The sequence below is a fragment of the Streptomyces sp. NPDC002795 genome, assembly GCF_042888725.1.
Lineage (GTDB): Bacteria > Actinomycetota > Actinomycetes > Streptomycetales > Streptomycetaceae > Streptomyces.
This window is the reverse complement of record NZ_JBIAQB010000005.1, coordinates 254,175-275,672: the sequence shown is the minus strand read 5'-3', so window position 1 is coordinate 275,672 and position 21,498 is coordinate 254,175. Positions and strand designations below refer to the sequence as shown.

The window sequence follows — 21,498 nt, the reverse complement described above, 5'->3', positions numbered from 1 at the left end:
AATCGTAGAAAACTCGACCCGAAAGCGGGACAAGACCTCCAACCCGCCACCGGCAGTCCCGGAGACAGAGACACTCATACACAGCGGCCGTTCTCTCGCCCTTCGTCACTCGACATCTCGAAGCGTGGAGAACGGCCGCCTCGGCTGTCCCGGAAAGAACCGCAGATCAGCGGGGGCCAAGTGGCCGGCAATGTTCAACGCCGAGTTCAGACCCCTTGTGTGGTGTCGGGCGCTTGACCGGGCTCATGAGCAGCTCGCGGGAGGCGAGGCCGCCGGGCTCGTGGGGGCGAGCTACAGGGCGATCAGCCTCCGATTCCTGGACGTCTACTGGTAGCTCATGGACGCCTTTCCTAGGAGCAACTGACCGGCGGCTACTGCGTGTTCACTGCGAGGAGGTCGCCGTCGGCATCTGCAGGTCGGTGCTGCGGGCAAGAGAGTGGAAACGCACATCAAACGGAAGTAACGTTGTTGGCGAGCCTGCGGTACACGCAGAACGTTCAGGGGACGGTCACGGCCTGGTCCGCGATCTGGGGGAAGTCGACGGATCTTTTCAAAGGCTCAGCACCATGAAACGCAGCACCCAACCCCCTGGACAGTGGGAGACCCGTCAGTGGGGCCCCGGCGGCAGCCCGACCGCCGCACCCACTGCGCCCGCAGCGGCGAACCCGCCCCCACCCCCAACCTCGCCCAGGCCTCCGCTTCCGCCTCCGCCCCAGGGAGCTGCCACCCGGCGGCACCCCCGATGGTTCATGTGGTTCTTTCTCGCGGTGCAGGCGATCTTCCTGCTCTGGATCATCCTCGGGGCGCGCTCCGGCGCAGGAGTTCCGGACGACTGCGGCTCACTGGACGCGCAGACGTGCAATGACGCCGAAAGCGCGGGTACGGCCATCGGCGTCGGACTCGTCATCCTTCTCTGGGCCGTCGTCGACATCATCCTCGGCATCACTTATGCCGTCATCCGGCTGGCACGGCGCCCTTAGAGAGCACGTGCAAGCCAGGAATGGCGGCCGAGTTGTCGCCACTGTCGCACCCGTAGCAGGAGGCGTGTCGCGATGAAGAGAGTCATAGCGGCAGCTAGCACAGCCCTCGTCATTTTCGGCGGAGTCGCAGCCTGCGGCTCCAGCACCAGCAACGATACGAGTGGGGAAACCGTCTCGACTGAAACGCAGAAGGAGAACCCGACGGAGCCGAAGAAGGAGGCTCCCGCGGAGCCTGACGCACAGCGTGAAGAGACGGCCCCGGAGTCAGAGTCTCAGCCCGCCACGGAAGGCGTACCGACCCTCAAGGTCGGCGAGACCGTGCACGTCGAGACCACCGAGTACAGCGACGACGGTGACTGGCTGAGCGGCACCGCGGACGTCACCCTGGTGTCCGTCAAGGAGTACAACGCCGCTGACCTGTCGGACGACTCGGTCGCCAGTGAACTCGAAGCCGGCCAGGAGGCGGCCGCGGTCACCTTCAAGATCAAAAATACGAGTGGCACCGAGATCAGTACGACGCCGTACAACAGCTCAATCACCTGGACCGGCAAGGACGGAAGGGTCGCTGAGGTCGCGACCGGCTTCCTGGACGATACGTCCACCTCCGAGGACCTCGGCGGGACGATGAGCCTGAAGCCCGGCGAGTATGTGCAGGGCGTCACCGTCGTGGTCATCCCAGGTACTCAGCCCGGCAAGCTGCACATCGAGGACGACAGCGGGAAGCACCTCTTCGACGTCAGCACTCAGGGAGTCGCTTAGCCTGCCCCTGTCGGGATCTTAGCTTGATCTTTAACCTGTGCGGCCGCAACCAGGTCGAGACGTCCACGGCCAGCACGATCCGCCCGTCGACCGCGCGGGAACGGGCAGCGAGGCCAACAGGCCCCGCAGTCGGGCCGGTTCGGCCCAGTCGGCGTGCAGCGCCTGGTAGAAGGCGCCGTGCCCGCGCCGGTGCTCGGCCTTCAGGCTGAGGTCGACCAAGGTCTGAACGGGCCCGTCCTTGCACAGGACAGCGTCGGTGAGCTCGAAGAGGACATCGGCGCGGGCGTACAGGCAGTCGTAGAACTCGATCCGAAAGCGGGACAAGACCTCCAAGCCGCCACCGGCAGTCCCGGAGACAGAGACACTCATACACAGCGGCCGTTCTCTCGCACTTCGTCACTCGACATCTCGAAGCGTGGAGAACGGCCGCCTCGGGTGTCCCGGAAAGAACCCAGATCAGCAGGTCGGGTGACGTCCGAGGTCAAAGATCAAGCTTAGTGTCGTCTGCTCAGTCTCTGGCGGACCGCCAAGACCTCGGCCGCGGGATCCCGTGCTGTTCCAGGAGGTTGTGGAAGACACCTTGAGTGGCAGGCAAGTTGACGAGGATTGATATCGGGTCAGCTCGCGAAACGAACTGTCGCCGCAGGTGGCGAACAAGGTTCGGGCGCGTGCGCGGCCACGTTTACGGACACACAGACCCCCGTCGTCGACGACGAGAGCGAGGGAACTGCGCAGATCCTGCCTGATTGAAAGTCGCCTACTTGAATCATGGGGCAAGCGCGCTCAGGCCGCGAAGTTCGCTTTCGTGGTCATGCGGGCGCACGATGGAGATAGCGGAACTGGAGTCGGCAGGCGCATTGACGGCTCTGAACGCCCCGCACGCCGGAAGGGGGTGCGGCGTCATGACCCAGTTCATGGACGTCCACCGCGGGATGAAGGGCATTACGGCCGACCAGCTGATGCAGGCCCATCAGGCTGACCTCGCTATCGAGAAGGAAGAAGGCGTGCATTTCGAGAAGGCATGGGCGGACCCGAAATCCGGCACGGTGTACTGCCTGTCGGAGGCGCCGTCCGCCGAAGCGGTGCAGCGCATTCACGAACGTGCCGGTCATCGGGCCGACGAGGTCCACGCGGTCCCGCTGACGGCCTGACCGGCCTGACCGGCCTCCCGCGCACACTTCGCACACCCGCTCCCTCTCTCAGGCCACGGGGACACGTGCCCCGCTATACACACTGTGTATAGTTCCCGGCGGACACGGCCGCATGGAGACCGAGGACTTACGGAGGATGCATGAGTGAGCCGTCGAGCGCGGAGCGGGAAGGCGCCCTGCCGCGTTTCCGGGTCGAGCTGGAAAGCCTCGATGAGGGGATCCGTCGCGCGACCGAGGTGTACGCGGGCACCATGGAGGAAGCCCTGGCGAAGGCCCGCGGGACCGACGACTGGCCGGACGCCGGGCCCGGCAGTGACCCGGACCGGTTTCGCGTGGTGGAGGCGGCCGAGGAGAGCGCCGAAGGTGAGGCCCGGCGGGACAGGAACGCACGCCGCCGCTACCTCAACACCATCGTCGAGTCCGGCCTCACGGCGCTGGGCAAGCCCGTGCCCGAGCGTCCGGACGCAGAGTTCGCCGATGTTCTGTGCGACTTCTTCACCCGTGCTGTCGTGCTGCCCGGCCACTACCCCTTCGCCTCGCGAGACGGGGAAGGGGGCCGCTTGCTCGACCGGCATGACGATTCCGCCGTGCTGGCCGACCTCCTCCTCAACCATCTCGCCGGCCACGGCCTGACGGTGGTGCAGACCGCCAAGAGCTAAGTCGCGGCGGCACACGGCTCGGTCTGCAACTCGGCAGCAGCGATTCATGAGTTCGCCGCGCTCTCAGACGCACCCGGCTACGTGGAGGGGGACCGAGGGTCATCTGTGCTGAGCAGTGAGCAGGGTGAACCAGACCGTCTTGCCGGTGGTGTTGGACCGGCTGCCCCAGGCGTCGGCGAGGGTGTCGACCAGGATCAGGCCGCGGCCGTTCTCCTCGGTGTTCTCGGCGCTACGGGCGCGTGGCCGGGGTGCGCTGTGGTCGGTGATCTCGACGCTGAGTTCGCGGACGCTGTGCCACATCCGGAAGTTGAGCGGTCCCTGCGCGTGGCAGACCGCATTGGTGAGGAGCTCCGAGGCGAGCAGGAGCGCGGTGTCGGCGAGTGCGGTCAGGCCCCACTCGTGCAACTTCTCCTTCAGGAACCGCCGTCCGGCGGGGACCGAGGCCGCCTCGCAGTCCAGTTCCCTTTCTGCGACATCCAGCGGGGCCGTAGGGAACCTGACGAGGAGCAGGGTCACGTCGTCGGCGTACGTGTCGGTGTTCGGCAGCAGGGTATGCAGGACGTGGTCGGCGGCGCTCTCCAGCCCGTCGGCGGTGGCGAAGCTGTCCTCCAGCGCGCAGGTCAGCAGCTTCAGTCGAAGGTCGATGTCGCTGCTGGTGGTCTCCACCAGGCCGTCGGTGTACAGGGCGAGGGTCGTCCCCGCGTCGAGGGGCAGGAGGACCTGCTGATGCGGCACCCCGCCCACCCCCAGAGGGGTCCCGATCGGAACCGGCAGCTCGTGGACCTTCGCGCCCGGTTCGACGAGGAGAACCGGCAGATGTCCCGCCGAGCACACGGTCAGCTCCCCTTGAGCCGGGTCGGCCTCCAGGTACACGCAGGTGACGAAGGGCTCGGGCAGCTCCCGCGTGAACACGTCCAGCGTTTGCATCAGGTCACATGGCGGCAGCCCGGCCAGGGCCAGAGCATGGGCCGCGGAGCGCAACTGTCCCATGACCACGGCCGCGTCCAGACCGCGCCCCATGACGTCCCCGACGAAGATCCCGACCCGCCCGGCCCCCAGTTCGATCAGGTCGAGCCAGTCACCGCCAACGCCCTGCCCCTGGACCGAGGGAAGGTAGCGGGTGGCCGCCTGCGCACCGGAAATCTCCTTCGAGGCGCCCATGAGGTTGAGCGCGAGCGCGACGTGCCGCCGCTGCTCGTGCAACTCCGCGAGCTCCACCGCGGCCTTCTTGCGCCCGGTGATGTCACGCATGGTGGAACACGCGGCGGTGATCGCGCCGGCCCGGTCGCGGATCGGCCACAGAGTCACGTCAATGTCCAAGACACGGCCGTCGCTGGTGGTTCGACGGGTTTCGTAGTGCTCGATCCGCACACCGCCGGCGATCCGCGCGAGAAGGTCGTCTTCCTCGTCCTTGAGGTCGGGCGGTACGAGCATGCCGACATGGCTGCCGATGGCCTCTGCTGGGGTGTAGCCGTACAGGCGTTGTGCGGCCTCGTTCCAGAAGGTGATCCTCCCGTCGAGGGTCTTCATGAGGATCGCGTCCTGGGAGGACTCGACCAGCTCCCGAAACAGTCCCTGCCGGCTTCCGGCGCCCTGCGAACTCTCCACCGACACCATCAAGTGCCCCCGCTTCACGACCCGATTCAGGAGAGCTGCATCTCCCGGCGCCTCTGCACGTCATCGCCAACGCCCATTGAGGCCTATTGAGGTGACAGATATTGCAGCACACCGGGAGATACCCATTGAGGATCTGCCGCAATTTGCCTTTATCGCTGCATAGTTGGCCTTCTTATGTAACGTTCAGGCGGATTGGGTGGGTGGATTCTGTGGAGTGACGGTCGAGATGGGTGGTAGTGGGCCGAGGGGAGCTGGTCCGGCGCGATCGGCATCACGGTGCGGAACCGTCGAACAAGGCCATCACGCGGCACCGGGCGTCGGGAGGCGACACCGTCTTCCGGCCATTTCCGTCGGGCCCGTACCAGGATGTCCTCGCAGACCACCGTGCTGCGCCGGTACGCGTGCTCCAGGCACCGCAGCGCGCGCGTGGCGGGATGGGTTCCTTGGCCGCGCGTCAGTTCACACAGTCGTGGTTACGTTGCCTCAGCCGGGCCCGGGACGACTCGACGTACGCAGCACCCATCGTGCTGCGCGACGAGAGGAATCCACGTATGCCTGAGTTACCGGGTCTCGCAAGCAGGTCGTTGAACAAGGCCTCCTGGCTCGCCGGCCCGCGCACGCCGGATCACTACCTCGGCTTGATCGATCCCCTCCTCGACGCCGGTTTCCCGGTGGGACGGGCCTCCGGGAACGGTGCTACGACTCGGCGCACCCCGGTGTCGTGCTGGTGCACAGCACGCCCAGCGCTGCGGACAGCATCTTCAGCTGCGAACTTCACCACGCCAGGCGCCGGTTGGGGTGGCCCGACCCTCACGAACACCACACGCGGCAGCGCGGCAGGTTCGCCATGATCCAGACCTGTGTGACCGCGGCAGCCGGACCGCCGGCACTCGACGCTTAGCCCGCGCTCAGCCCCCTAGGAGTCCCGTTGACTGCGAGCCCTCCCGCCACCATCGACCCGGCCCTCGGCAAGCAACTCGTCGAGGAACTCGGTCAGGAACTGGACCTGATCCGCTCCGACATCATCGCCGCGCGCGGCGCCGACGACGCCCGCTACATCCGTACCGTGATCGCCGCCCAGCGCGGTCTGGAGGCGGGAGGCCGGGCGGCGCTTTCCGTCTCGCTGTTTCCGCCGGCCTGGGGCGCGGGCACCGCCATGCTCTCGGTCGCCAAGATCCTGGAGAACATGGAGCTCGGCCACAACATCCTGCACGGCCAGTGGGACTGGATGAGCGACCCGGCGATCCACTCGACAACCTGGGAGTGGGATTTCCTCACCCCCGCCGCAGCCTGGAAACGCACCCACAATCACCTGCACCACACCTGGACCAACGTCGTCGACCGAGACAGGGACCTCGGCTATGTCGTCTTCCGGATGAGCGCCGACCAACGCTGGCGTCCGCGTCATCTCGCCCAGCCGCTCTACAACTTCGTGCTCGCGCCGCTCTTCGAGTGGGGCATCGCGCTGTACGACCTGGAGCCCGACAGCGTCGCCGCCGGCCGCAAGCCGTGGCGGTCCTTCGCGGCCGACCTGACCGGATTCCTCTCCAAGGCCACCCGCCAACTGGCCAAGGACTACGTGATCTTCCCGTTGCTCGCGGGACCGTCCGCACTGCCCTGCCTGCTGGGCAACCTCACCGCCAACACCGTGCGCAACCTCTGGACGCACACCGTCATCTTCTGCGGCCACTTCCCCGGCGACGTCCAGACCTTCACCGAGGAGCACATCGAAGACGAGACACATGCCGCGTGGTATCTGCGGCAGATCCAGGGCTCGGCCAACATCGAGGGCGGCCCGCTCTTCCACGTCCTCAGTGGCAACCTGGGCCACCAGATCGAGCACCACGCCTTCCCCGACCTGCCCAGCAACCGCTATGCCGAAATCGCCCCGCGCGTGCGGGAACTCTGCGAGAAGTACGACATCCCGTACGTCACCGGCCCGTTGTGGCGGCAGTACGGCTCGACCTGGGGGCGCATCCTGCGTTTCGCGTTGCCGGGGCAGTGATGAACGTGCACAGGCCGACGGATTCGAGACGGAGTGCGGACCTGGACCGGCCCCGGCAGCTGCTTCGCTCAGCGTCGGCGCCCGCGTCCGCCACCGCGGGAAGACCACCCGGAACCCACGCCGGCGGAGTGCACGGCGAGGAACGCCAGCCCGGCGAGCATGAGACTCGTCGGACTGAAGACCGTCTCCGTCGACGTCTCGGTCGCGTTGATGACGAAGGCGATGACGAAGAGCACGGCCGCCACGAATGCCAGCATCTGACTTCTCCTGCCTGTGAACGGCGGCCACCGGTGACCCCCGTGGCCGCACCGTTGGCTGTCGTGTTCCCTGCGAAGCTGCGATCAGGCACACGGGACCCAGAAGAACGACGCCGGACACTGCGCCCGGGCGCTCCCGTGCTCCGTCCAACGGAACCGAACGGACTCGTCGCCCGACCGGTCCGTGGGCGTAAGCTGGGGAGACCAAGGGCATTTCGTACTCCGGCATCCACGCGGGTCTCGTCCTCGGTGATCACATGCATCGGGGCGACCGACGCGTTGCTCCGGAGACGGGTTCGCATCATGATCGCGACAACCCTGGCCCCCCGCAGCATTCCCCCACCTCCACCTCCCTCGCGCGCGGGGCGGTGAGGACCATGGACGCCGTACTCACCGCAGTCGCTTTCCTGCTGCTCATCGCCCTCGGTGCCTTTCTGATCCATCGGCTCAACGCCCAGCAGACCGGAAAGATCGTCGTGCACACCCATCACCATCTCCTGCCCGGCCGCCGGCATTCCGCCGAGCGGGCCGGCAACGCACCTCCGCCCCCGCAACCACCCCCGTCGACCGGCGCGACCGACAGCACCACACGTAAGCGGGCCCGCTGAGACGGGCCGCGTCGAAGAAGCCACGAGGAGAACACGAGGAGAAGCAGAGGCGTCCCGCGTCGTGGGGTGGGGCTCATGGGCGACGGCCGCCGTCGACCGGGCGGTCGACAGCGGCCGTCGCGTGCGCGAGAAGGGCAGCTCCCCTTCAGTCCCTCCGCGCGTGGGTGTCCTCGTACGGCAGGGCACAGGAGTGCGTCTGCCGGATACCTGAGGACGGAAGGCCGGGCCGACGCGTATCGGCGAACGCGTCCCCCGGCAGGGTCTTTGGTGGCTTGCGCGCCCTCAGGTCCGGGAGGAGGCAGAGGCGGGACAGCGGCTTGTCCGATGCCGTATCCGCCGTTATCTGCCAGGGAGTTTAGAACCCTCCGAAGGGGTACGGGAAGGGCGCACAACCGGCGCAACCAGACGGCACATGAGGCTGTCATGCGCCCACGACCGGTCAGTTCGGGGCAAGAGCTCCCGCCAGTACCTGGTCGACGAGGCGGGAGGCGTAGTCGCCCGTGAAGGGTTCGCCGGTGATCAATAGGCGGTAGTAGACGGCGCCCGCCAACTCGTCGAAGATCAGGTCTGGTTGGGCGTCGGCGTTCAGCTCGCCGCGTCCTCGCGCGGCTTCCAGGAGCGCGAGCGGCAGCGCGTTGCGGAGAGCGAAGACCGCCCGTACGGCCTGGCCCACGTCCGTATGGCGAGCGGCGGCCGCGACGAGCTCCGCCACCAGGCCGGCCGACGGGTCGTCCGCCGTCGCGCCGATCCGACGCATACGGTCGAGGCCCGCCACGATGGCTTCGAGATAGGTGACGAGGTCGTGCCGGATGTCTCCGGTGTCCGTCACCGGGACGTCGTTCTGGATCTTGGCGACGACGGCGACGATGAGGTGGTCCTTGGTGGGCCAGCGCCGGTACAGCGTGGTCTTGGCGACGTCGGCCCGCTGGGCGACCTCGTCGATCGAGTAGCCGTCGTATCCACGCTCAAGGAGCAGTTCGTGCGCAGCCGTGAGGATGCGGTCGTCGGTACCTTCCCCCCGGGGGCGGCCGCGTGGAGCAGTTGTCATGGCAACAAAATTAGGCGGACCATCCCCTTTACGCAACGGCCGTAGCGTAATTACGCTCCCCTCACGTCACCGACCTTGGGGGTACGTTGACCATCATCGCTCTGGCCTACCACCCGGCCATGCTGTTGATCCGCTTCCTCTTCGAACTCTTCGCGCTGTGCTGTCTCGGTCTGTGGGCATGGCGCAGGACCCCATCGCCGTGGCGCCTGGTCACCGTGATCGCCCTGCCTGTCTTCGCCGGCTGGGCCTGGGGGGCGTTCGCCGTGTCGGGTGACGCGTCACGCTCGGGCGAGACCGACTTCGAGACACCGGGCCCGCTCCGGCTGTTCCTCGAACTCGCCGTGTTCTTCGGGGCGTTCGCCGCTCTCCACCAGCTGCGGTTCCGCCAGGTCGCCCGCTGGTTCCTCGCCGCTCTCGTCGTCTATCACCTCCTGGCATACGACCGGGTCTGGTGGCTGCTGACGAAGTGACGGGGGGTCAAGGGGCCGATGCCGAGCTCGGTTCGACCGTCGCCGCCGGGTCGGCGGAGACGCCTTCGGTAGCGGCCGGGCGGCGGCGGGAGTGCAGCAATGCCGGCAGTGCAGCGGCGAGCATCAGGGCGGTACCGCAGGCGAATGTGGTCTGGAAGGCGTCGGCGAACTGGGCCGCCTGTCGGGCAGCCGCCGCGGGCGAGGCGTCCGCGAGGGCGGTCACCGCGCCGCCGCTGCCCGGGATCCGGCTGCTGAGCTGCGCGGCGAGCAGCACCGACAGCACGGCCGTGCCGACCGACATGGCGAGCTGCGAGTTGATGTTCAGCGCGGTGCTGGCGCCGGCGGCCTGCGACTTGGGAAGTTGCCTGGTGGCGGTGGTCATCGACGGCATCATCGTCATGCCGACTCCGATCCCGACGCAGACCAAGGAGAGGATCAGCCGCCAGTACGGGGTGTCCACGCCGGCCTGGACGGTGAAGCCGAGCATTCCGGCGCCGGCGAGCAGCACGCCGGGCAGGATCAGGGAGCGCGGCGCGACCTTGTCGGTGACGCGGCCGATCAGTTGCATCGTGATGCCGGTGGCCAGCGCCTGCGGCGCCATCAAGAGTCCGGAGGCGAGCGCGGACTCGCCACGCAGCGCCTGATAGAACATCGGCGTCAGCATCATCGTCCCGAAGTAGCCGGCGGAGAACAGCACCAGGGTGGCGGCGCTGACACCGAACGGACGGTGCACGTACAGACGCAGATCAAGGAGCGGTTCCGCGGTGGTCAGCGCGCGGCGTACGAACCCGGCCACGAGCGCCGCCCCGAGCACGACGGGCCCGTACACCCCCGGATCGCCGATGCCGCCGTGCTCCACCCGGGTCAGCCCGAACAGCAGCAGCGCCAGTCCCGGCGAGAGCATCAGCAGCCCCGGGACATCGAGACGCCGCGTGGAGCCTGCGGCCTCGGACGGGAAGAACCGCGCGCTCAGCAGCAGCACGAGCGCCCCGACGGGCACGTTGATGAAGAACATCCAGCGCCAGGAGAGGTCGTCGACCAGCCAGCCGCCCAGGACAGGACCGGCCAGCGGCCCGATCAGGATCGGGATGCCGAGCAGGCCCATCGTCCTGCCCAGCCGATCGGAGTCCGCGGCCCGGATGACGACGGCCATGCCGGTCGGCACGATCATGCCGCCGCCGAGCCCTTGCAGTACCCGGAAGCCGATCAGCGCCTCGGCGGACCAGGCGAGCCCGGCCAGCGCGGAGCCGAGGACGAACAGCGAGATCGCGCTCAGGTAGACGCGCTTGCTGCCGAAGCGGTCGATGGCCCAGGCGGTGACGGGAATGATCGCGGCGAGCGCCAGGGTGTAGCCGGTGACGATCCACTGGATGGTGGTCAGTGGCGCGTCGAAGCTCTGCGACAGACCGCTCAAGGCGACGTTGACGACGGTCATGTCGAGCACCGGCATGATCGATCCGAGGATCACGACGGTGATGAGGGATTTTCTCATGCGGATGTGCTCCTTGCTCAGCAGTTGTGGAAGGGGCGGGCAGGGGCGGGAAACTCAGCCCGTGTAAGGGAGTTCACTGCGGCCCGCGCGCAAGGTGCGTGCCCACCAGCCGAGTTGGCCGAGCATCGTCTTGGCGGCTCCGGCCGCGCCGTTCGGATCGTTGGCGGCGCCGTCCTCGCCGAAGTGCGCCCAGCCGTTGTGGAAACTCACCCCGTCCCGGATGGTGACGCAGTGCAGCTCGGCGAAGACCGGACGCAGCTGCTCCACGGCGCGCAGGCCGCCGCTGATACCGCCGTACGAGACGAACCCGACCGCCTTGGCCCGCCATTCCTCGCCGTGCAGGTCGATGAAGTGCTTCAGGGCGGCCGGGAAGCTGTGGTTGTACTCCGGGGTCACGACGACGTACGCGTCGGCGGCGGCCACCCGCTCGGCCAGCGCGAGCAGAGCGGCGGTGGGCTCGGAACCGAAGGCGGGCTGGCGGTCCGGCAGATCGGCACCGGCGACGTCGATGACGTCGATCTCTACGTCACCGTGCTGCCGGGCCTGGTCGGTGAACCATCCGGCGACGGTCGGACCGAAGCGGCCCTCCCGCGTGCTGCCGATGATGACGGCCAGACGGAACTCGGGGGCGAACGCGTCGGTTGTGTGTGCTGCGGTGATGTCCATGGCCAGGACGCTACGAGCGGCAGGGCCCCCGGCTCCTCTGTCGATCGACTGGGGTGGGCGACCTGGACCCGGTCATCAGGCGGACAGGTCGAGCCGGCCGAGCTCGACCCGGTTCGCCACGCCCAGCTTGGGATAGGCGTTGTAGAGGTGGTAGCCGACGGTACGTGGGCTGAGGAACAGCTGCGCGCCGATCTCCCGGTTGCTGAGGCCCGTCGCCGCCAGCCTCGCGACCTGCAACTCCTGCGGGGTGAGCCGGCCGGCCACAGCCGCGTCGTGACGGGGCGCGGTGCGGGTCTCGCCCGCTGCCCGGAGTTCGGCCATGGCCCGGGTCGCCCATGGCCGGGCGCCGAGGTGCTCGAACGTTTCGTGGGCGGAGCGGAGTGCCACTCTCGCGTCGGCGGGGCGCTGCATCCGGCGTAGCCATTCGCCGTAGAGGAGTTCGGTGCGGGCGCGCTTGTAGGGGTTGCCGTCCTGCTGGTGGAGGTCCAGAGCGTGCCGGTAGTGGGGCTCGGCCTCGTCGTCCCCTGCCAGCAGTGCCGTGCAGCGGGCGGCGATCGCGTCGATGCCCACCTGCCCCAGGTGCCGGGCCAGGTCCGCGTAGCGTGCGTGCGCGCGGGCAGCGGCCTCAGGTCTGCCCGCGCGGAGCGCTGCTTCGACTTCGTTGGCCGTGCAGCTGCACACGGCCTGGCCGGCCGTGGCGGACAGCCGGTCGGCCGCGGCCTGGTAGCGGCCCAGGCCCAGGTCGAGTTCGGCCAGGCTGGAGGTCAGCTCGTGCAGGCCGCCCGGCTGGTTCTCGGCGTGGATCAGCTCGGCGAGTTCGGCGTGCCGCGCCTCGTCGCCGGCGATGGCCGCCAAGTGGCAGAGCACGGCGGCGATCTGGGCCTGCACCCTGGCCTGCCCGGTGTCCTCGGCCATGCGCAGGCCCTCCGTGGCGCCGGCGAGTGCGTCGCGATGGCGGCCCAGGTTCAGCAGGCCGAGCGAGACCAGCACCAGCGCGTGCGGCAGCAGACCTACGGCCCCTTGGGCCCGGCACTCCCGTTCGATGCACAGGCCGTGCTCAAGTGCTTGCCGATGATCGCGCAGATCGTGCACCCACCGGGCCGCCCGGATCGCCCCGCGCAGGGACAGCAGATCAGGCCCGACACCTTCGTAGAGCTCGCGCAGTGCCGCCGTCCGGTCGGCCACGTCCGGGGAGGACAGGCGGGACAGGGCACGAACCCGGTGCGCGTCGCTGAGCCCGAGCCGTTCGGCGTGGGCCGCGGCCAGCTCCGCACCCGCCGCATCGCGTACGACCGAGGCGCTCGCCGCCGCCTGGAACAGCATCCTGCCCGCGCTGTCGGGGGAGACCTCGGCGATGGACAGGGCCGCGTCCATCAGCAACGAGTGGGCGCGCTGCCGATCTCCTTGCTCGTCCGCCGCCAAGGCGGCGACCTCGGCCGTCGCCGCCAGCTCCATCGGGTCGCTCGTGTGCCGCCGGGCCGCCTCCGCCAGCGCACCCGCGCGGTCCAACTGCCCTGCGTCCAGAGCGGACTGTGCCGCCATCCGCAGCCGCCGACCCCGCGGGCCGGCATCCGGGCTGAGCGCCGACGCCCGCTCGTACGCGGCCGCCAGCGCCGCCTGCCCGCCCCGGCGCTGCGCCTGCTCGGCACTGTCCTCCAGCGCCGCGGCGACCTTCTCGTCCGGTTCCGTGGTGGCCGCCGCCAGATGCCAGGCGCTGCGGTCGGCGTCAGAGGTCTCGGCAAGGGCGCGGTGTGCGCCGAGCCGGCGCGCCGCCGGCGCGCCCTGGTAGGCCGCGGACCGCACCAACGGGTGGTGGAAGACCAGCCGGTCACCGTCGAGGCCGATGAGACCGTGGCGTTCCGCCGGCTCCAGATCCTCGATGCCGGCATCGAGGATCGCGGCGGCACGCAGCACCACGGCCGCTTCTCCGGTGTCGTCGGCGGCGGCCACCAGGAGCAGCGTCCGGGCTGCTTGCGGCAGGGACTCGATGCGATCGGCGAAGGCCTGCTGGATCCGCCCCTGGGCCGGGCCCGCGGCGTACGACGACACCGTCCGGCCCTCGCGGGCAGCGGCGCTGAGTTCCAGCAGCGCCAGCGGGTTGCCCTCGGCCTCCGCCAGGATGTGGGTCCGCGTGTGATGCGGCAGGTCCGCGGCGTACAGGTTCAGCAGGTCGGCGGCCTGCCCGCCTTCGAGACGGGACAGCACCTGCTGGGCCAGGCCAGGGGCGCGGAAGGCGGGAGCCTGCCCGTCCCGTACGGCGAAGACGATCGCGATGCGCTCGGCCTGCAGCCTGCGGGCGGCGAAGAGCAGCGCCTCCGCCGACGGCTGGTCCAGCCAATGGGCGTCGTCGACGATGCACAGCAGGGGCCGGCCCTCCGCCAGCTCGGCGAGGAGGCTCAGCACGGCAAGACCGACCAGGAACCGGTCCTCGCCGACCGTCGGCGCAGGACCGAGGCCCAGGGCCGCGCGCAGCGCGTGCGCCTGTCCGGCGGGCAGATCCGCGATCTCCCCGGTGGTCCCGCGCAGCAGCAGGTGCAGCCCGGAGAACGGCAACGCGCTCTCGAACTCGACCCCGGTGCCCCGCAGTACGCGAAAGTCCTCGGCAACCGCGGCGGCCTCGTCGAGCAGGGCGGTCTTGCCGATGCCGGCTTCGCCTCTGACCACCAGGACACCGCTACGGCCGGCGCGCGCACCCGCGATCAGCGCCTCGATCGCGGCCCGCTCCGCGTCCCGTCCCAGCAGCATCCGGCCCCTCCTCCACCCACCCCGCACTCCGGAGCTTCGGAGTATAGGCGGGCGAACAGGTCGGCCCGAGCGAGTCGTTCAGTGGGAGTGGGCCTCGTGAAGAGGTGATCCGGCAAGGCGGGCACCGAGGACATCGGCGAAGTTGGGACAGGCGTGGATGTCGGTGTGCGGACAGGCCAGTGCGTGGGCGATGGCGGTGCGCGCCGTCTGGGCCTGCGCGATGTGCGCGTCGAGCTCGGCGAGCTTGCGCTGGTGGAGTTCTCGCCAGGCGCTGGGGTCATCGGAGCGAGGGGCGACAAGCGCCTTGGCCTCCCGCAGCGTGAAACCGACGTCTCGTAGCAGCAGGATCAGCCCGACCAGTCCCACTGCCGAAGCCGGGTACCGCCGTTGGCCCGAAACCCGGGCCGGGGCGGGAATCAGGCCCAGTTCTTCCCAGTAGCGCAAGGCCGAGGTGGCGACCCCGGTGATCCTGGCCAGCTCACCGATTGTCAGCTGCTGCGTACGCTGCTTGTCCGCCATATTGACTTCAAGGGTACTTGAACTCGTTTGCTGGGCCCATGACATCGACCTCGCTCAAGCAGCGCGTTACCACCAAGACCGTCCGCCAGTTCGGCCGTCCGCACGGTGTGCCCGGACGGCTCGTCGGATGGTTCATGGCACACCGCGACTCCAACCGTCGGCGGAGTCTGTGGGTGGTGTCCCTGCTCGATGTCCAACCCGCCGATCGGGTGCTCGAAGTCGGCTTCGGCCCTGGTCTGGCCATCGCGGAGCTGGCCCGCCGCGCCGACCGAGGACACGTCTACGGCATCGACCACTCTGACGCCATGGTCCGCCGGTCCCGCAAGCACAACGCGGCCGTCATCCGCACCCAGCGGGTCACACTGACGCACACCTCCGTGGACCGGTTGCCGCACTTCGACGAGCCGCTCGACGCCATCGTCGCCGTGAACTCGCTCGGATTCTGGCCCGACCCGACGCAACGGCTCAGCGATCTGCGCGGTCTGCTCCGGCCGGGCGGACGCATCGCGCTCGCCAGTCAGCCCCGCTGCGCCGGAGCCACCGCGGACACCACCGCTCGAGCCGGCGGAGAACTCAAAGATCGGCTCACCCGGGCCGGCTTCATTCGAGCCCGCGTGGAAACTCTCCCTTTGGCCCCGCCAGTCGCCTGTGTTCTCGCCACCAACCCGGCAGTGGGGCAGGGCGAGTTGCCGACAACGGCCACGCCCCCGCCACCGGCCTGATGCGCTACGACGTGGTGGCCCGGGGCCGTGAAAGCAAGGCGCCTGATGGGTAAGAGCCCAGTTCAACCGACGTCCGGCGGCGTGGACCTGAACTGGCAGACGGCGTGGAAGCAGTCGGGGATCAGCGCGGCCTCACGTACCACCCGCTGGGCGGCGCCGTGCTGAACAAGGCGACCGACAACTACGGCCGCCTGAAGGGCTATACGGGCCTCTACGTCATCGACGGCGCGCTGATCCCCGGCAACACCAGCGTCAACCCGTTCGTGACGATCACGGCGCTCGCCGAGCGCAACATCGCCAAGATCGTCGCCACTGACCTGTGACGGCCGCGTCCTGCTCAAGTAGAGCCCGCCCGGGGGTGGTTCACGGCTTGGGCAGGACGCACACCGCGTCGAGACCCAACACGTGGTTGAGCCGTCCGAAGGCCAGCCAGGAGCCGATGGCCATGCTCAGCTCCACGATCTCGGCCTGGCTGTACTGGGCGGTCATCCGCTTCCAGAACTCCTCGTCCAGGCCGTGGTGGTCGACGGCGTAGCGCTCCGCGTACTCGGCCGCGAGCCGGGTCCGCTCGTCGAACGCGTCGGTCTCGCGCCAGCCCTCGACGGCGTCGATGAACGACTCCTCGACCTTCTCGCCTTCCCGCTCGGTGCGCCAGTCCAGGCAGAACAGGCACCCGTTGAGCTGTGCGATACGCAGCCGCGCGGCCTCGAACTCCCGCAGCCCCAGGGTCGAGTGGTCGTACACGGCCATGGAGAACCGCGCCGCCGCGGGCCCGATGCCGGGCACCATCTCGCCCCACACGTACGGGATGGGTTCCTGGCCGTCAGGTATGTCGATCCTCATGGCTGCTTCCTTCCGAGCCGGCCGACAGCGGGGGACACGGGCACGTCGAGCGCGTCGTAGAGTCCGGGAGGCGCGGCCAGGAGCCAGTCGATCGCGCCGATGAGGCGCCCGACGGCGGTCGCGTTGCCGCCCGCCGCGTGGTTGCCGCCCTCGTCGGTGGCCTGCACGGTGACCTCGATGCGCGGGCGGCCCTCGACGATCACCCGGTGCGCGCCGGCCCCGCCGCCGGGCGGCACCGGCCAGTCGGGCGCACAGGACGGATGGATCCGCGTCACGTGCTCGACGACGATGCGCACCTCGCCGTCCACGACGCCCTGCACCTCGAAGCGGACCGCGCCCTGGGTGCCCGCGGCGAAGTCGCCCATGGCCGCCGTCGTGACGTCGCTCTCCAGGGCCCGGCGCTCCAACGTCTCGCGGATCTCGTCGAGTTCGACCCCGAGCGCCCGCGCCATCAGCCTCAGCTGGCCGCCCCACACCATCGTCGGTATGGACTCCGCCAGCATCAGGGGCTCGTACTCCATGGGGTGTCCCATGCCGACGAGATGGCGTACCGAGTCCTCCTGGTCGTACGTCGAGTAGTCGAAGATCTCCTGGCAGCGCAGCGCGTCGACGCGGGTGCCGAGACCGCTGACCAGCAGGGGCAGTACGTCGTTGGCCCAGCCGGGGTCGACGCCGGACACGAACAGCGAGCCGCCGCCCGCCGTGATCGCCGCGCGCACCGGGTCCGTGAAGTCCGGCGGGGCGCTGCGGTGGTCGTAGAGCGGATAGAGGGCCGGGGAGACCACGACGGCACCGGTGCGCAGGGCGCGGCAGATGTCGGCGAGGGCCTCGTCGGGGCGCAGTTCGCCGGATGCCGCGTAGAAGACGGCGCCGGGCCGGGCCGCGAGCACCGCGTCGACGTCCGTCGTCGCGGTGACACCGAGGGCGTGGTCGAGTCCGGCCAGGTCGCCCGCGTCGCGGCCGTCCTTGTCGGGATCGTGCACGAGCACGCCGCAGAGTTCGAGCCCGGGGTGGGCGTCGACGGCTCGGATCGCCGCGCGTCCCACGTTCCCGGTGCCCCAGACCACCGTGGAAGTCATGCGCGGGAGCGTAACCTGACGTGTCATCAGTTCATAGACCTGCCACGTGAGTTGCCCCCTCGGAGAGACGAGTAGATCACCAGAAGGTTCTTCGTCTGCTGGTGGCGAAATTGGTCCGCACCTGGTCCGGATCTTGGTAGGTGTTGCCGGCGGGGAGCCGCGGTATGGCATGGCACAGGCTTCGTCCACATCTTCATCCTGGACAAGGGGGCGAACGTGCTGGACGTCGGAATGACCAACGTCATCTTCAGCTTCGTCATGGTGCCTACCGACTCGGTTGAGGTGCCATGTCGTGTTCGGCTGGAGCGCTCCAGCGTGCCAGCCGCCGCAGCAACGCGTTGCGTCCTTGGGTTGGCACGGTCCACAACTCGTGGCCCTGGAGCCGCCATTGGTGGAGGAGTGCGTTGGCGGCGAGCATCCCGCTGGTCGCGGCCCGTTCCATCAGAGCTACGGGCAGGTCGGTGCGCACGAGGTCACCGGCGACGACGAGGCTGGGGTTCGACGTGCGCACGGTGGGTCGGTCCGCGTATCCGGAGACGGAGAACATCGGGCAGTCCTGGCGCCATTCGTGGCGGGCGTCGATGATGTGGGCCTGGCGTGTTTCGGGATACAGCAGATGCAACTGGTCGACGGCACGGTTCTGTTCGGTCAGTGGGTCGGCGGTGTCGGGCACGGCGTAGGCGTGCAGTTCGACGACGGATCCGCCAGTGCGGGACGACCACGTGCGTGCCTCGTGTTCCCAACGTTCGAGCACGCTGACGTTGTCGAGGTTGCCGTAGCCGCTGGTGCCGAGGAAGCCCGCCCTGTCGGCCGCCACCGGTCGGTCGAGCCATAGGCGGGAGACCAGGAAGGCCGGCGCGGTGCGCAGGCGTGCGATGCGGGCGTACCAGGGCTCCTCGGCCAGGCCGGGGCTGTTCTCGAGCAGATGCTGCAGGCCGCCTGTATCGAGGGCCAGAACGCAGGCGTCGTCGTGTTGCGTGTGGGGGCCCGCGCTCAGACGGAAGCCGCCTCCCGGCATGGAGGCGATGCGGTCGACCGAGGTCGACACCCGTACGTCGACGCCGAGGCTGTTCAAGTACTGGTGCAGTGGGTTCCACAGGGCTGTGGGGAACGGGTCGTTGGGTACGTCGAACAGAAGCCCTTCGGCGGAGCCGAGGAAGTAGATGTGAAACATCAGCACCATTTCGGCAGCTGAAAGATGGTGCGGATCGGCGAAGAAGCTTCGTGAGAACACTTCGAAGGCCAGGTGATGGGCGGCCTCGGGGAATCGGATCGAGGCCAGGAAGTCGTGCGCACTGACCGCGTCCAGCTGGTCGTAGACCTGGGGGACGCGTACGTCCATGAGGGGGAGAGCCGCCCGTGCGTTCATTCGGGGCAGATCTCTGGGGGCGAAGGTCGGACTGGTCAGTGCGAACCCCACAGCGCTCCACGGAGGGGTCCGCGGGACATGCCGGAAGCTGTCCTTCATCCCGTCGGCGTGCCACAGGGGGTAGTCGGGCAGTGAGGTCAGCCGCTCCAGCTGGGGGTCGGTCCGGCGCAGCAGTGCGCGGAGATTGTAGTACTGGCGGAAGAAGGCGTGGAAGCCGCGGCTCATGGTGGCTGACGATCCGTCGGCGAGCCGGGTGTCCCAGCCGGCCAGGCGGCCGCCGAGCGCGCTCTCCCGTTCGAAGAGGGTGACCCGCACGCCGCGTTCGGCCAGTGCGACCGCGGCTGCGATGCCGGCGATGCCGCCGCCGATCACGGCCGTCGATGGCGGTGTACCGGTGGCTGCGGCCGCTCCGGGGGCAGCGGGCAGTCGTACGGCCCGGTGGTCCTGGGCCCCCGGCGGCAGATGTCGGCGGGGCTTCATGCGCGGTCCCTCTTGTCCGGGACCTGGCCGATGATGGTGTGCGTGATGCCGGTCTGCCAGCCGGGCAAGGGCAGGGTGCGTACCCGCGAGAATCCCGTGCGTGTCAGTCGCTGTGCGAAGCGGTCGGCGGTGTCGAACTCGATGACGCTGCGCCACAGGTGCCGGTACAGGGCGCCGTCTCCCAGGGCGGTGGTGAGTGGCAGCAGCCCCGCGCAGACCGCCGTCCACAGGGCGCGATGGCGACGTTTGCCGCTGAGCGTGTAGTCGTGCACGGCCAGTCGGCCGCCCGGTGCGAGCAGGTTGTGCACTGCTGAGAGAACCGGGTCGGGATCGGCGGTGTTGCGGAACAGGTAGGCGGCGAAGACCGCGTCGAAGGGACCTCGGACTTCCGCGTGAGGCAGGTCTTCCGCGGCCGCATGGGCAAAGGTGACGCTGGGCGGCCAGCGCTTGGCGACTGCCCGTTCCAGCATTCCGGTCGAGGCGTCCACTGCGGTGATCTTCGCCTCCGGCAGCACGGAGAGCAGGGCCGCGGTCGAGGCGCCGGTGCCGCAGCCGAGATCCAGGACGCGCAGGCCCCGTCCGGGCGCACCGTGTCCCAGTCGGCGCACCGAGCGTCGAAGGTGCGCGTGGTAGCCGGGATTGGCCCCTACCAGGGCGTCATACGTGGGCGCAGCGTGGTCGAAGGCGTGGGCGAGAGTGGCGTCGCGCATGGTCGGCATGGTTCTCCTTGGCGGACCCGACTGGTCAGTGGGTGGGGGAGGGGCGCAGTGGGCGGGAGGGGAGCGTCACCGCGCTGCGTACCAGGGGCACGATGGGGCTGTTCAGTCCGATGGCCAGGTCCTCGCCCCACGTGGTGGCGCCGTCGAGGAACCGCAGCAGGCGTTCGGCGGGAACGCGTGAGAACAGACGTGTGAAGAAGGCCGGGCCGTCGAGTCGACCGCTGGCCAGGGCATGCAGCAGGACAGCGTCCATGGCGAGGGAACGCTTCGAGTGTGGTGCCGGGGGAAGGGGGTGGCGCCCCGCGTGCACGGAGGCGGCGATGGCGGCCGTCTGGCGTTGAATGGCGGCGAAGGCGTAGCCGGTGGATGGGCGGGTGGCACCGCCCGCCGCGCCGATCCTGAAGGTGGACTCGCCGCACTGACGAGCGAACTGACCGTCTGTCATGGGAATGACGCCCTCTTCGTGTGCCTCGACGTGGAAGTCACGCACATCCAGTACGGAGCGCAGGTAGCTCTGCAGGGCGCGGTCGTAGCGCTCTCCTGGCAGTACGGACGCCGAGAACTGGGTGTATTCCACCAGCGCTGTGAAGGGGCTGGTGGGCAGGACATAGTTGAAGGCAAGACCGCGTTCGGGCTGCGGGGTGCGGAAGTCCATGAGTTCGACGCAGTCGGGGTCGAAGACCGGCTGAGTCGTGCGCACGAACCAGCCGCGGAAGTGCTGCAACAGTGTCGTGCGGGCAGGCGGCAGCGTGCCCAGCGGCCGTGAGTCGAAGACCCAGCGTGCGGACAGCTTCTCCACGGTTCCGTCGGCCAGGCGAACCAGCACCTGAGCACCGCCGGCGGTCTCGTCGACCGCTTCGACGGTTCCCTCGGTGCGGGTCAGAGCGCGCTGTCCCGCGAACCTGCGCTCAAGTGCCGCTTCGAAGTCGGTGGAGCGGATCATCTTGTACTGCAGGGATCCCGTCCCCGCTTCCACCAGTTGCCCGCTGGGGCTGCGCACCCGCATGCGGCCCCACGCCGCTGTGACGGCTTCGTCATACCGCCCGGCGCCGCTCTCCCAGAAGCACCAGGTGCGCGCCGGCGGGCGCAGTGGCCCGGCGGGGGCCTGGACCAGCCGTACCGCCGGCGAAGACTGCCCGGCCGCGGAACACAACTGCTCCGCCAGCGACAGGCCCGCAGCGCCTGCGCCGATGATCACCACGTCCGACTGCACGCTCACCTCCGGCGCGTCGACCACGTCCTCCGCAATCCCTTCCTGCGCCGCCTTGATCATGGATGCGTCCTCCCGCTGATTCGGCCGGAGTCGGCAG

General features: G+C 69.1%; 20 protein-coding genes and 3 pseudogenes. 10 read left to right on the top strand and 13 right to left on the bottom strand.

From position 1 onward, the window contains the following. Positions 1-749 precede the first annotated feature (749 nt). Positions 750-980, top strand: a complete 231-nt coding sequence (locus ACFYWS_RS17340) for a hypothetical protein (RefSeq protein WP_389276501.1) — start codon at positions 750-752, stop codon at positions 978-980. 72 nt (positions 981-1,052) lie between these two features. Then, positions 1,053-1,739, top strand: coding sequence for a hypothetical protein (locus ACFYWS_RS17335; RefSeq protein ID WP_389276498.1), 687 nt, complete (start codon positions 1,053-1,055; stop codon positions 1,737-1,739). A 40-nt stretch (positions 1,740-1,779) separates the two neighbouring features. On the opposite strand, the pseudogene ACFYWS_RS17330 reads toward ACFYWS_RS17335, so the two are convergent. Beyond that, a pseudogene (locus tag ACFYWS_RS17330) lies at positions 1,780-2,108 on the bottom strand (transposase); the annotation flags it as partial. A gap of 533 nt (positions 2,109-2,641) precedes the next feature. Here ACFYWS_RS17330 and ACFYWS_RS17325 point away from each other — a divergent pair. Continuing rightward, positions 2,642-2,890 carry an SCO4226 family nickel-binding protein gene (locus ACFYWS_RS17325; RefSeq protein WP_389276495.1) on the top strand — a complete coding sequence of 83 codons (249 nt, stop codon included), beginning with the start codon at positions 2,642-2,644 and terminating at the stop codon, positions 2,888-2,890. A gap of 140 nt (positions 2,891-3,030) precedes the next feature. Beyond that, positions 3,031-3,549 carry a hypothetical protein gene (locus ACFYWS_RS17320; protein ID WP_389276492.1) on the top strand — a complete coding sequence of 173 codons (519 nt, stop codon included), beginning with the start codon at positions 3,031-3,033 and terminating at the stop codon, positions 3,547-3,549. A gap of 99 nt (positions 3,550-3,648) precedes the next feature. Here the strand turns inward: ACFYWS_RS17320 and ACFYWS_RS17315 are convergent, their stop codons facing one another. Next, positions 3,649-5,184 (bottom strand): SpoIIE family protein phosphatase, encoded by a 1,536-nt coding sequence (locus ACFYWS_RS17315; RefSeq protein WP_389276490.1) that lies wholly within the window; start codon positions 5,182-5,184, stop codon positions 3,649-3,651. Positions 5,185-6,094: 910 nt separating this feature from the next. Between ACFYWS_RS17315 and ACFYWS_RS17310 the strand changes: the two genes are divergently transcribed. Further along, a complete protein-coding gene (locus tag ACFYWS_RS17310; RefSeq protein ID WP_389276487.1) occupies positions 6,095-7,171 on the top strand; it encodes a fatty acid desaturase family protein in 1,077 nt (358 codons plus the stop codon). 68 nt (positions 7,172-7,239) lie between these two features. Here the strand turns inward: ACFYWS_RS17310 and ACFYWS_RS17305 are convergent, their stop codons facing one another. Beyond that, a complete protein-coding gene (locus tag ACFYWS_RS17305) occupies positions 7,240-7,428 on the bottom strand; it encodes a hypothetical protein (RefSeq protein ID WP_389276484.1) in 189 nt (62 codons plus the stop codon). A gap of 377 nt (positions 7,429-7,805) precedes the next feature. On the opposite strand from ACFYWS_RS17305, the gene ACFYWS_RS17300 reads away from it, so the two are divergent. Next, positions 7,806-8,036 carry a hypothetical protein gene (locus ACFYWS_RS17300; RefSeq protein WP_389276481.1) on the top strand — a complete coding sequence of 77 codons (231 nt, stop codon included), beginning with the start codon at positions 7,806-7,808 and terminating at the stop codon, positions 8,034-8,036. A 439-nt stretch (positions 8,037-8,475) separates the two neighbouring features. On the opposite strand, the gene ACFYWS_RS17295 is transcribed toward ACFYWS_RS17300, so the two are convergent. Then, a complete protein-coding gene (locus tag ACFYWS_RS17295) occupies positions 8,476-9,084 on the bottom strand; it encodes a TetR/AcrR family transcriptional regulator (RefSeq protein ID WP_389276478.1) in 609 nt (202 codons plus the stop codon). Positions 9,085-9,170: 86 nt separating this feature from the next. On the opposite strand from ACFYWS_RS17295, the gene ACFYWS_RS17290 reads away from it, so the two are divergent. Next, positions 9,171-9,554, top strand: coding sequence for a YrdB family protein (locus ACFYWS_RS17290; protein WP_389276475.1), 384 nt, complete (start codon positions 9,171-9,173; stop codon positions 9,552-9,554). Positions 9,555-9,561: 7 nt separating this feature from the next. Here the strand turns inward: ACFYWS_RS17290 and ACFYWS_RS17285 are convergent, their stop codons facing one another. The 4 genes from ACFYWS_RS17285 to ACFYWS_RS17270 all read right to left on the bottom strand — a co-directional run bounded on the left by ACFYWS_RS17285 (position 9,562) and on the right by ACFYWS_RS17270 (position 14,976). Further along, the gene (locus tag ACFYWS_RS17285) at positions 9,562-11,046 is read right to left on the bottom strand and encodes a DHA2 family efflux MFS transporter permease subunit (protein WP_389276472.1); all 1,485 of its coding nucleotides are present in this window, start codon (positions 11,044-11,046) and stop codon (positions 9,562-9,564) included. A 54-nt stretch (positions 11,047-11,100) separates the two neighbouring features. Then, positions 11,101-11,712 (bottom strand): NADPH-dependent FMN reductase, encoded by a 612-nt coding sequence (locus ACFYWS_RS17280; protein ID WP_389276469.1) that lies wholly within the window; start codon positions 11,710-11,712, stop codon positions 11,101-11,103. Between the two features lie 75 nt (positions 11,713-11,787). Next, the gene (locus tag ACFYWS_RS17275; RefSeq protein WP_389276466.1) at positions 11,788-14,457 is read right to left on the bottom strand and encodes an AAA family ATPase; all 2,670 of its coding nucleotides are present in this window, start codon (positions 14,455-14,457) and stop codon (positions 11,788-11,790) included. Between the two features lie 78 nt (positions 14,458-14,535). Further along, positions 14,536-14,976, bottom strand: a complete 441-nt coding sequence (locus tag ACFYWS_RS17270; protein ID WP_389276463.1) for a MerR family transcriptional regulator — start codon at positions 14,974-14,976, stop codon at positions 14,536-14,538. Between the two features lie 38 nt (positions 14,977-15,014). Between ACFYWS_RS17270 and ACFYWS_RS17265 the strand changes: the two genes are divergently transcribed. Together ACFYWS_RS17265 and ACFYWS_RS17260 are read left to right on the top strand one after the other, a co-directional pair. Continuing rightward, positions 15,015-15,698 carry a class I SAM-dependent methyltransferase gene (locus ACFYWS_RS17265; protein WP_389276460.1) on the top strand — a complete coding sequence of 228 codons (684 nt, stop codon included), beginning with the start codon at positions 15,015-15,017 and terminating at the stop codon, positions 15,696-15,698. A 72-nt stretch (positions 15,699-15,770) separates the two neighbouring features. Next, positions 15,771-16,021: pseudogene (locus tag ACFYWS_RS17260) on the top strand (GMC oxidoreductase); the annotation flags it as partial. Between the two features lie 40 nt (positions 16,022-16,061). On the opposite strand, the gene ACFYWS_RS17255 reads toward ACFYWS_RS17260, so the two are convergent. Both ACFYWS_RS17255 and ACFYWS_RS17250 read right to left on the bottom strand, forming a co-directional pair. Further along, a complete protein-coding gene (locus ACFYWS_RS17255; protein ID WP_389276458.1) occupies positions 16,062-16,541 on the bottom strand; it encodes a carboxymuconolactone decarboxylase family protein in 480 nt (159 codons plus the stop codon). Beyond that, complete coding sequence (locus ACFYWS_RS17250) at positions 16,538-17,620, bottom strand: dihydrodipicolinate reductase (RefSeq protein WP_389276455.1); 1,083 nt, start codon at positions 17,618-17,620, stop codon at positions 16,538-16,540. Before ACFYWS_RS17250 ends, ACFYWS_RS17255 begins: the two co-directional genes overlap by 4 nt. Before the next feature lie 174 nt (positions 17,621-17,794). Between ACFYWS_RS17250 and ACFYWS_RS17245 the strand changes: the two are divergent. Continuing rightward, positions 17,795-17,881 (top strand): annotated as a pseudogene (locus tag ACFYWS_RS17245) (DUF4383 domain-containing protein); the annotation flags it as partial. Between the two features lie 4 nt (positions 17,882-17,885). Here ACFYWS_RS17245 and ACFYWS_RS17240 read toward each other — a convergent pair. From ACFYWS_RS17240 to ACFYWS_RS17230, 3 genes are read right to left on the bottom strand one after another with little or no spacing between them, the layout of a single operon-like run. Next, a complete protein-coding gene (locus tag ACFYWS_RS17240) occupies positions 17,886-19,469 on the bottom strand; it encodes an FAD-dependent oxidoreductase (protein ID WP_389276452.1) in 1,584 nt (527 codons plus the stop codon). Next, positions 19,466-20,188: a methyltransferase domain-containing protein gene (locus tag ACFYWS_RS17235; protein ID WP_389276449.1), complete on the bottom strand. Its 723-nt coding sequence runs from the start codon at positions 20,186-20,188 to the stop codon at positions 19,466-19,468. The genes ACFYWS_RS17240 and ACFYWS_RS17235 overlap by 4 nt, the downstream gene beginning before the upstream one ends. Before the next feature lie 25 nt (positions 20,189-20,213). Further along, positions 20,214-21,461, bottom strand: a complete 1,248-nt coding sequence (locus ACFYWS_RS17230; RefSeq protein WP_389276446.1) for a lycopene cyclase family protein — start codon at positions 21,459-21,461, stop codon at positions 20,214-20,216. Positions 21,462-21,498 lie beyond the last annotated feature (37 nt).